The organism is Actinomycetota bacterium (assembly GCA_035536535.1).
Lineage (GTDB): Bacteria > Actinomycetota > JAICYB01 > JAICYB01 > JAICYB01 > DATLNZ01.
In genome coordinates, this window is the sequence record DATLNZ010000043.1 from 1 (window position 1) to 10,293 (window position 10,293).

Genomic DNA, 10,293 nt, shown 5'->3' on the forward strand with positions numbered 1-10,293 from the left:
CGTAGACGGTCTTCGGCTTGAAGATCTTCTCGGTCACGAACAGCGAAGCCACGGCGGGAAACCACCAAGCGTGGACGATTCTGGAGAGGCGGCCTTTCATTCGGACCCTCCTTCCTAGCGGATGCAGATCGTACGTCAGCCGGCCGAGCCTCCGGACGCGTGGAACAGCCTGCCCCGGCCCCTGCCGTGTCCGGCGGGAGCCGGTGACGCGGGGGGCAGAACCGCCTTTTCCCGGGCGAGGGTGGGCAGGTCCCACGCCTCCTCGATGATCACGCTGGCGCCGGTCCGGCCGGTTCGCCGGAGCGTGCCGCGCACGACCAGCAGCCATGAGTCGAACACCGTGCGGGCGCAGCGGTCCTGTGCGTCTTCGAACACAACGGCATCGGACAGTCCGGTCGGGTCGTCCAGGGTCAGGAAGATGACGCGCTTGCCGGACCTCAGCGGCGGGGTCTGGGTCGCCACCTTCACCCCGGCGATCGTGACCCTGTCCCCCGTCCGGTGGCGCTGCAGCTGCGAGGCGGGAGTCCATCCGATGCGGTCAAGGACCGCCTCGTAGAACGACACGACGTGGCGCGATGCGTCCAGTCCCAGGACGTCCAGCTCCGCCCGCACCCGCTCCCCCGAGGTCATGTCACGCGCCGACCACGCGCCGACTCCCTCACCCACGCCCCACGAAGCCAGCTGCCGAAGCCTCGCCGGCTGCCCGTCGAACAGCGACGCCTGTCCGTTTTTCTTCCGTGACCGGTTCTTCAGCCCAAGCTCGCGCATCTCCTGCTGTGCCCCCTTCACCCCAGCCAGCAGCCCCCCGCCGTAAACGCGCGCAATCTCCAACAGGACCAACCTCCGTGGACCAAACCGGTCCAACCCCCCGCACTCGCAAATCCCCTCGGCAACCGGACGCCGCACCCGAGCCCGCCGAACAAAGTCCTCCACCGACTCAAACGGCCTCTCCTCGACAATCCGCCGAACCTCGTCCTCAGATATCCCCTTGACGTCGGCCAGCGACAGCCGAATCCCAAGCGCGACCTGATCCCGAGAACGAAGTGCGCCGCCATGGGAGTCGAGCGAGGGAGCGGGCAGGTTTGCCGAACGCGAGGGAGCCGTCGTAGGGGTGCCGGGCGCGGGGGCGTCTGGCACGTGGGTCGGTGGTTTGGCTTTGAACCGCAAGGGGGCCGCCGTGGGGGTGTCGGGTAGGGAGGGCGTGGCCAAGGAGCGGCCGGCAAAGCCGGCAGCGACGGAGGAGCCCGGCGCCCCCACGGCGGCCCCACACCCAGACGCAACAACCCCGCCCACAAAACGCTCCGCCCGATAAACGCCATCAGACACCTCGACGTCCAAAGGCAAAACAGGGATGCCCAACCGCCGCGCCTCAGCCAGGATCGCCCGCCGCGGATACATCCCAGGGTCATGCGTGAGGACCCCCGCAAGGAACTCCGCCGGGTAGTGCGCCTTGAGCCAAGCCGACTGATAAGTGGGGACGGCAAAAGCGGCCGCATGCGCCTTGCAGAAGCCGAAGGAGGCGAACGACTCGATCTCCTTCCAGTACCGCTCCGCCGCCTCGCGGGGGCCGAATCCGTTTCTCAGAGAGGCATCGACGAACCGGAGTCGCAGGCGGGCGAGGTCTGCCTCGTCGCCTCCCATCGCGCGGCGGAATCCGTCCGCCTCCCCGAGCGACATCCCGGTGAACGCCGACAGCACGCGCATCACCTGCTCGTGGAACACGACCACGCCGTGCGTCTCGCACAGGATCGGACGCAGCACCGGGTGCACGTAGGTCGGCTCCTGCAGCGCCATTCGCCGCTTCAGATACGGCCCGACCATGTCGGCCTTGACCGGACCCGGACGGAAAAGCGAGATGTCCACGATCAGGTCCTCGAACGCGTCCGGCAGCAGCTTGGTGACGAGCTCACGCTGTCCGGGCGACTCGATCTGAAAGCAGCCCAGCGTCGAGGAGGTCTGGATCATCTCGAACGTGTCCGGATCGTCTCGGCGGATCTCGTCGAGGTCTACGTCCGCTCCCCGGATGCGCTTGATCTCGCGCACTGCGTGTCCCATCGACGACAGCATCCGCACGCCGATCACGTCCAGCTTCAAAAGCCCGAGCGCGTCGACGTCGTCCTTGTCGTGCTGCGACATCGGGAACCTAGCGAACGACGGCTGCAGGGGCGTGCGGGTGTCCAGGTCGACCGACGCCAGCAGCACCCCGCACGGATGCAGCGCGAGGTGTCGCGGGAAGCCGTCCAGCCGTGCGGCTATGGACAGCAGCTGCTCGACCTCGGCCCCCCGGAGGTGCACGCCTTTGAGCTCCGGAAGCGAGTCGCGGACGGCCGGTATCGACTTGGCGGACACGTGCGGAAACGCCTTGGCGATCTGGTCGATGTCCTCCGGCGGCAGGCCCAGCGACTTGCCGACGTCGCGGATGGCGTGGCGCGCCTGGAACGTCTCGAACATGCACGCCATTCCCATGCGCCCTCGTCCGTAGAAGCGCAGCAGGTAGTCCAGGACCTCCTCGCGGCGGTGCGACTCGACGTCGAGGTCGATGTCCGGCAGCTCGTCGCGGTAGTCGGACAAAAACCGCTCAAACAAAAGGCCGTGGTGGACCGGGTCCACCTCCGAAATGCGCAGCGCGTAGCAGACAAGGGAGCCGACCGCCGACCCCCGGCACGACACCCGGATCCCCCTGGACCGCACCTCCCGGACGATGTCCGCCACCACCAGGAAGTACTCGTCGAACCCGCGCCGGGCGATCACCTCGAGCTCCGAATCCAGCCGGCGCAGCGCGGCTCCCGAGGTCAGACCCCGCGACTCCAAGCCGCGCAGGGCGTCGGCTTGAAGCCTCTGGCTGCCGGACTCCCCCGGCGCCAGCCCCGGGAAGGCCGGAAGGCAGGACTCACCAAGCCCGATGTCGGCGGCCAGGTCCTCGGACAGTCGCTCGGCCTCCGCGACCGCCTCGGGGGCCTCGGAGAAAAGAGCCCGCATCTCAAGCGACGTCTTGAAGTACCGCTCGGCGTCGGGCTGCAGCTCCACCGGGGCCAGCCGGCGAATGGACCGCAGGACGTCGTGCAGCAGCGCGTCCGACGGCTGCAGGTAGTGGACGTCGTTGGTGGCGACCGTACGCACCCCGAGCCGCGACGCCAGCGCACGGGCCCTGAAGATGCTTGCGTCCTCACCCGGTACGAGGTGACGCTGCAGCTCGATGCGGAACCGCTCGGTGCCGAAAAGCTCCAGGTACCGGCGCGCGGCCGCCTTCGCACGGTCGGCCCGTCCGGCCGCACAGGCCCTTCCGATCTCTCCCTTCGGTCCTCCGGACAGGCACACGAGGAAGTCCGCATACCGCTCCAGCGCCGACCACGACACGCGAGGCCATCCGGGGTCGCGCTCCTCGGACCGCTCGAGCTCCACCGCCCTTGATTCCGAGCGCATGTGCGCCTCGGTCAGCAGCCCGCACAAAGCGGCGTACCCACGGCGGCCGGGTCCGAGCAGCAAGACGCGGTGCCCTTCGGACGGGTGGTTGGACTCCCCCACCGCGACCTCCGTCCCCACTATCGGGACCACGCCTGTCCTGCGGCAGGCCTGGACGAAACGAACGACGCCCGAAAGCGACTCGTGGTCCGTCAGCGCCACTGCCCTCATGCCCGCGGCGGCCGCGGCGACCGCCAGCTCCTCGGGTCTTATGGCGCCGTCGCGAAGAGAGAACGTGGAGTGGCAGTGCAAATGGACGAAGCCGCCTCCGTCGCACCGCCGCGGGATGGACGTCACCTCAGTCCCAGACCCTGTCCAGCCGCCACACGTCGCTGTCCATGTCGCGCGTGATGTCGAAGATCCCGGGAGCCGCCTCACCGTCACCGGCTTCCACGCGCCAGCACTCCAGTCGCTGCCCCTGCCCCGGCGACGCCGCGCGCGCGCTTTTGGCCATCGGCCGGACGGGCCCGCCGTCGGCCCACCACGACCCCCGCTCCCTCCATCGGCGCAGCACGCGAGTCACCGCATAGGACCGCCCCCGCCACCGGAACGTCTCGGGGTAGACGAGGGCGGCTACGTCAATCGGTTCCCCGTACCTGTGCGCCATAGGGAACACATGTTCGCATCAGCGTCAAGTGGGGCCGCTTCCGGGCCTGAACCGAGCCGAAAAGGGCCTCAACCCAAGATCGAGGGTTTGCCGCAAACACGTGTAGACACGAAAGGTCGCCATCGCTGTCAATGAAAAACCCTTGATACGAGGGGACTCGCAGAGTTCGCGCAGCCAACTCGCCCAGGGAGGGTTGCCTTCCGCACCGATCACGGCCCTCTGTGGGCGACTCCTTCATGATGCCCACCGGCTGGTGAATCGCGACCAGAAGTTTCAAAAACGGCCCGGCACCGTTCGATCATCGCTGGGGATCTTCTCCCTACAAAGCCAGCGTCCGACCAGGTTGGCCTTCCCGACGAGAGGAGCCAGACTCTCGGATCCGAGAAGGCGGGTGAACCGATCCCCCACCCCAGGCTGAGCAAAGGTCGCCAGGGGTCCCGCAGGCCCTCCCGTGCAAGGAACGACCCCCGGGACCTGGGCATCCACCGGCCTCCCACCAAAGCAGCAGCGAACCGGGATGCGTGGCCTGCACCAGCGCCGGAGATGCTTCGTCAGCGCGCGCAATCAAACTCCGGTCGCAGCCACAAAAGGAGCGATCGTTCGGGAGCTCGAGACCCCGGATCCCTGCGTCGGGGTCGTCCACTCCTCTCGCGCGCCAAGCCGTATTGAGCCTGTTCAGACCAGGAGTAGGCGGTGCCAGGCACTCGCACCGGCTGCACTCAGGATGCGAAACCGTCGCGAGCGCGCCGCTACGCACGAAAGTACGTCCCAGGTAGTGATCGCGCGCGCAACTGCTGGAGTACCAAACCCCGGCGGATGGCACTCGATCGATCCCCGGAAGCGCGGCTGCTGACGGAAGCGCGGACCGCATCTCAACGCGTAACAGGATCGAACAGGATCAGTCCCTCTCCAGTCTGACGGCGACGGTGCCCAAGGCCTGGCGGGTCGCGGACGCAACACGCCACCCTGCGCTGGGGCGGACCCACCACAAAGCCGGACGATGCGACCTCTGCGCCGGGCCACGCGTCCGGACTGACATCGCCCGTCCGGCCTTACCGTGAGCCGCCTTTAGGCAGCGTCACCGGTCCTTGGCCCTTCTGTTGAATGGGGGCGCCCGGCCCCCTCCCAAACGCGCGCAACCCAAGGTCGCTATGGACATCTGCGCGCGCAAAGAATGGGTGGTTCCGGCCCCCCTTCGCCTGCGTTCCGCTCCATGCGACGATCTGCGCATGCGAATCGGAGCCCATGTGTCGGCCGCCCGCGGCCCCTGGACGACCGTCGAGAATGCGCGGCGGCGGGAGTGCGACGCGATCCAGATCTTCTCGTCCAACCCCCGCGGCTGGGCCCTGGCCAAAGGCGCTCCGGACTCCGACCGTGACCTCACGGCCGCTCTCGACCAGGCCGGGATCGGACCGGTCCTGCTGCACACGCCATACCTCGTGAACATCGCGTCCCCCGACGCGGACATCTACGCCAAGTCGGTCGCATGCCTGGTTCACGCCGCCGACCGCGCCCGGAGGATGCACGGGCACGTGATCGTGCACGCCGGACGCGACGCGAGGCAGGAGGTGTCACGCGAGGTCCGGGTGCAGCGGGCGGCGGCAGCCGTCCTGACGGTGCTGAAGCTCGTTCCCGATGCATCGGTGCTCATCGAGCCCACGGCTGGGGGCCGCGGGTCGGTGGCGTCCACGCTGGAGGAGACGGCCGAGCTTCTTGAGTGCATGGACGACGAGCGTCCCGGGCTGTGCGTCGACACCTGCCACATGCACGCCGCGGGACACGACCTGTCCTCGGCCCCCGGGGTGCGCGACTGGCTGGCTCAGGCCGACAGCCTGTTCGGCCTCCACCGGGTGATCGCGATCCACGCCAACGACTCCAAGGACGCCAGGGGCAGCTGCCGCGACCGCCACTGGCACCTCGGCCTCGGGGAGATCGGCGAGACCGGACTTCGGACCCTGCTGTCGGCACCGCAATTGTCGGATCGGACCGTCATCTGCGAAACCCCGGGTGCCCCCGAAGACGACCTGGCCAACGTCCGCCGTGCCCGCGAGTACTCGCGTACGGACCCCGAAGGGCGGCGCAGCCGGGCATCCACCTAGCATTGGCGTCGGCAGGGGACAGCCGGCGAGGGGAGACATAGAGATGGTCGTCGTGATGGACACCAAAGCAGCCGACGCCGACATCCAGCGCGTCGTGCAGGAGGTCGAGGCGGTCGGGGGCCAGGCCTTTGTGTCCCCCGGCAAGCTCCGGACGGTCATCGGGCTGGTCGGTGACACCGCCCGTTTCATGGAGCTGCCGCTGGCGACCCTGCCTCACGTGGAGCAGGTCATCCGCGTCGGGCGTCCGTTCAAGCTCGTCTCCCGGGAGCTGCACCAGGAGCCTTCGGTCGTGGACGTGGGGGGCGTGCCCATAGGCGACTCGACGTTCACGATCATCGCCGGACCCTGCGCCATCGAAACCGAGGAGCTTGCCGAGGGAGCCGCCAGACTGGCCAAGGGCATGGGGGCCCAGATCCTGCGCGGAGACGCCTACAAGCACCGGACGTCGCCGTACTCCTTCCAGGGGCTCGCCAAGCGCGGGCTGGAGATCCTCAAGGAGCTTTCGATCGAGCTGAGGATGCCGACGGTGACGGAGGTTTTGGAGCCGGGCGACGTGGAGCTCGTTGCGGAGTACACGGACATGCTCCGGGTCGGGACGCGCAACATGATGAACTTCCCGCTTCTGCGCGAGTGCGGACGGTCCGGGCGCCCCGTGATGATCAAGCGCGGGATGTCCGCCACCATCGAGGAGTGGCTCATGGCCGCCGAATACGTGGCGCGCGAGGGGTCAAGCGACATCATCCTGTGCGAGCGCGGGATCCGTACCTTCGAAACCGCTTACCGCAACACGCTGGACGTGTCGGCGATCCCGGTGGCCAAGAGCATGACGCACCTGCCGGTGATCGTTGACCCGTCACACTCCGGGGGTCGTCGCGAGCTGGTGGCCCCCTTGGCCCGCGCGGCGGTCGCCGTCGGAGCAGACGCGGTGATGATCGACGTCCACCCCAACCCCCGGGCCGCCTTGTGCGACGGGCCCCAGGCCCTGACGGCCGAGGACGCCGAGGGCCTGGGCGAGCAGCTGTACGCGATAGCCGCGACCGTCGGAAAAAAGCCCGCGCCGGCCCTCGGGGCCTAGCGGTCTCCGGACCAGGACAGCGTCCAGCCACCCTCCCCCTTGCTCAGCACCGCGTCCCCAGTCACGGGAAGCGTGCTGCCCGTCCGCCGCTCCCATCTCACAGCCCGGACCCGCACGCGGTCAGGGACCGGCTCGGCCTCCAGCACGAAGCAGCCGTTCACGAACGCGATCCCGCGAGCCCACACCGTGGGCAGCCACGACAGCGGAAGCGACAGGGCGGCCCCCGCGCCGCCGGACACTGCCCACCCGGTCAGCGTCGCCTGTTCGCCCGGGGGCAGCACCCAGCAGGCTAGGGAAGTCCGGGGGCCGAGGCGACGGCCGATCACGGACAGACCCGCCTCGAGCAGGGGCAGCGCGCGGGCCTCGAGCACGCGCTGGAACTGCTTGCCGTAGGACTGCCTGAACGCGTCGTCGTACCACCAGCGTCTCTCGCAGCCGACCACAAGAGTGACCGCCAGCAGGTCCACGAGCTTCGGGGGAAGGCGCTGAAGCAGCCCCAGCCGCAGCTCCTTTTCGAGCCTGGACCGGATCGGCGCCGCGGATACGTGCTGACCGCCGGCGAGGCGGGACGTCAGCTGCCCCTGCACCTGGGTGAGCCGGGCGATCAGTTGCGCCCGCGAGGTCACAAGGCCGGGCCGAGACCGGCCGCTGGCGAGGAAGTCCAGGAGCTCGACCTCCTCGCCGCTCCAGGGCCACGCGTCCAGGACGTCCAGGCACAGCGGGGGTTCGCCGCCCATCGCGGTGAGTGCTCGCTCCGCGGCGATGTCGTGGTCCCTGACCCGCAGCCGCCCCCGGCACCACTCGACGACGTGGACGCCGCCGGAGCACTCGAGCTCGGCGGTGACCGGAGCAACCAGGTGCGACCACCTCAACGGCGGCCGCCTGCGCCCCAGCGCCGCCCGGCAGAAATCAGGCGACGTCGTCTACGTGAACCACGCGAGCCCATGACGGAGGCACCCACTTGCCGGACCGGTCCCCACCGATCAGAGCGACGACGACCCGCGCGTCCTTTGGGCCCTGGTCCGGCCACGGAGTGAACCCGTCGGTCAGGACGACTACCACCGAGGGCGCGGGCTTGAGCTTCATCGCCGCGTCTATCCCGCGGCCCATGTCGGTGCCGCCCCCGCCGGCAAGCTGGACCTGCCGAGCGGTCGTTACCCGCTGCACCTTGTGGACGTCGTAGTCGCACGACAGCACGCGCAGCTTGTTGGCTCCGAGCCCGACGGTTCGCAGCAGCCCCTCGACCTCCGCCATGGCCTGCCCGAGCATCGCCTCGCTCATGCTGCCCGACGTGTCGCAGACCACCGCAACCTCCGGGACCGGCTTGCGCATAGAAGGCAGGATCACGTCGCGCATCACGCTCTGCCGGCGCGACGGACGGCTGTAGGAGTAGTCGACGCATCCGGCCACCGCGGCCACGCCGCGCCGGAGTTCGGCGGCCAGCGCCTTGCGCCAGTCGACCTTGGGTTGCAGAAGGTCCTGCGCCCAACGCAGCAGGCCCGCCGGGACGCTGCCCGGCTGCTGTCCGGCGTGGCGCAGCATCTCCGAGGCCATCTGGCAGCGGAGCAGCTCGCTCGAGCCCTTCGAGACGATGGGTGCTCCTCCTCCCCAGCTGAGTTCAAAGTCGCGCGCGACCGAGTCCGCCCCGCTTCCGCAGTCGCAGCCGGGGAGCGACTGGTCCCCGTCCTTCCTCTTCTTGCGGACGAGCTGGAAGTATTCCTCGGCGAGCTTTCCCTCCTCGGCCCCCAGGTCCCCCGGCAGCACCACCTGTCCGGGCATGCGCAGATCGGACCCGTGCAGGTCGTCGTTGATCTCCGCGTCCGCGGCCATGGCCCAGTCGTCGGCGTTGGACCGCTCGACCCCCATCGCCGAGGCCCGTCCCGCGTGGTCGCGCAGCAGGTGTCCCACGTGGTGGACCAGAAGGCTGCCCACCTGCTCGGCATCCAGGGAGTCGACGACCTCGGGGTCGACGTAAAGCCGCCACGACTCGTCGGTGGCCATGCCGCCGAGCTCCGGCACTCCTATGACCGAGCACGCGAAGAGCCCCGTGGCCAGATAGGGAAAGCGGTTCGCCGCCCACAGCCTGGCCGCCGCCACCTTGTGGCCGTCCAGGCTGTGTGAGGTGGTCACCGGTCCATCAGGCCCGCGTCGCGCAGCAGCGGGGCGAAGATCTTCAGCTCGGGGGGAGCGGCCACGCCGGCCGGACGGCACTGCGCGAGGACCCTCGCCGCTACGGCGGCCACGTCCGGAGTCGTTTCCCCCGCCCGGACCAGGACCTTCCAACCGGACAGCCACCGGTCCGGAGTGGGATGGCCCGCCACGGCGGCGGCCACCGACGACAGCACCGCGTACACGCGGTCGCCGCGCTCCGGGGGCACGAAGGACATCGGGTTCTCCAGAAGGTCCTCGGGGTTGGGCAGGTCCATCTCCTGGGTCCAGGACAGGAACTCGATTCCGGCACCGTCGCCCAGTGCTCCACGGATCAGGGCCGACCGCGACTCGTCGGAAACGGCCGCCAGCTCGCAGGCGGTCCACAGCCGCGCCGTCATCTCCCAGGTACGGGGGCTGGGCCAGCCCCTTCCCATCGACGAGCCGTCCGACGGGACGGCCAGCGTCAGGCTCGGCCTCACGCTGACGAACGCGGACACGAGCCCGCGGGAGATCGGCATGTGCATCTCCCATCCCAGCGGCAGCTCCGGGACGTGCGGCGCGGACCAGCCGCCCACAATGCCCTGCGCGAAGGCCGAGGAATCAACGGTCCAGTCGAGGTGGCAGAAGCGGTTGGCCAGCGGGGCGGACAGGTCCCAGCCGTCGGCCGACTGCTCCGGCGGATTGGCCGCGGCGATGATCACGACACCGTCGGGCAGCTCGAGGTCGCCCACGACGCGCTCCAGTACGACCCGCAGCAGCGCCGCCTGCACGGCGGGAGGCGCCGTAGAGATTTCGTCGAGGAAAAGAATCCCCTGTCCGGACGAGGCCAGCCTGTGCGCCCAGCGGGGCGGCGCCAGCAGCACGCCGCCGTCGATCACGACCGGGAGCCCGGCGAAGTC

The 10,293-nt window shown here is 69.4% G+C and carries 7 protein-coding genes; 2 read left to right on the forward strand and 5 right to left on the reverse strand.

Features of this window, described 5'->3' with window-relative positions; genetic code table 11:
• Positions 1 to 135 precede the first annotated feature (135 nt).
• Positions 136 to 3,759: a DNA polymerase III subunit alpha gene (locus VNE62_03095; protein HVE91275.1), complete on the reverse strand. Its 3,624-nt coding sequence runs from the start codon at positions 3,757 to 3,759 to the stop codon at positions 136 to 138.
• Position 3,760: 1 nt separating this feature from the next.
• A complete protein-coding gene (locus VNE62_03100) occupies positions 3,761 to 4,069 on the reverse strand; it encodes a DUF6504 family protein (protein ID HVE91276.1) in 309 nt (102 codons plus the stop codon).
• 1,229 nt (positions 4,070 to 5,298) lie between these two features.
• Between VNE62_03100 and VNE62_03105 the strand changes: the two genes are divergently transcribed.
• On the forward strand, positions 5,299 to 6,168 hold the full coding sequence (locus VNE62_03105) for a deoxyribonuclease IV (GenBank protein ID HVE91277.1): 870 nt from the start codon (positions 5,299 to 5,301) through the stop codon (positions 6,166 to 6,168).
• A gap of 43 nt (positions 6,169 to 6,211) precedes the next feature.
• Entirely contained in the window at positions 6,212 to 7,243 is a 1,032-nt protein-coding gene (gene aroF, locus VNE62_03110) for a 3-deoxy-7-phosphoheptulonate synthase (protein HVE91278.1), read from the forward strand.
• On the opposite strand, the gene VNE62_03115 is transcribed toward aroF, so the two are convergent.
• The 3 genes from VNE62_03115 to VNE62_03125 form a co-directional block, all read right to left on the reverse strand.
• The gene (locus VNE62_03115; GenBank protein ID HVE91279.1) at positions 7,240 to 8,115 is read right to left on the reverse strand and encodes a hypothetical protein; all 876 of its coding nucleotides are present in this window, start codon (positions 8,113 to 8,115) and stop codon (positions 7,240 to 7,242) included. The genes aroF and VNE62_03115 overlap by 4 nt on opposite strands.
• 37 nt (positions 8,116 to 8,152) lie before the next feature.
• Positions 8,153 to 9,373, reverse strand: coding sequence for a VWA-like domain-containing protein (locus VNE62_03120; GenBank protein HVE91280.1), 1,221 nt, complete (start codon positions 9,371 to 9,373; stop codon positions 8,153 to 8,155).
• Positions 9,370 to 10,293 (reverse strand): sigma 54-interacting transcriptional regulator (locus tag VNE62_03125; GenBank protein HVE91281.1); only part of this gene is annotated, 924 nt, incomplete at its 5' end. The genes VNE62_03120 and VNE62_03125, both read right to left, overlap by 4 nt.

Coding starts and splice junctions, on each gene's coding strand:
- VNE62_03100 (HVE91276.1), bottom strand. CDS start 4,069: ATGGCGCACAGGTACGGGGAACCGATTGACGTAGCCGCCCTCGTCTAC.
- aroF (HVE91278.1), top strand. CDS start 6,212: ATGGTCGTCGTGATGGACACCAAAGCAGCCGACGCCGACATCCAGCGC.
- VNE62_03105 (HVE91277.1), top strand. CDS start 5,299: ATGCGAATCGGAGCCCATGTGTCGGCCGCCCGCGGCCCCTGGACGACC.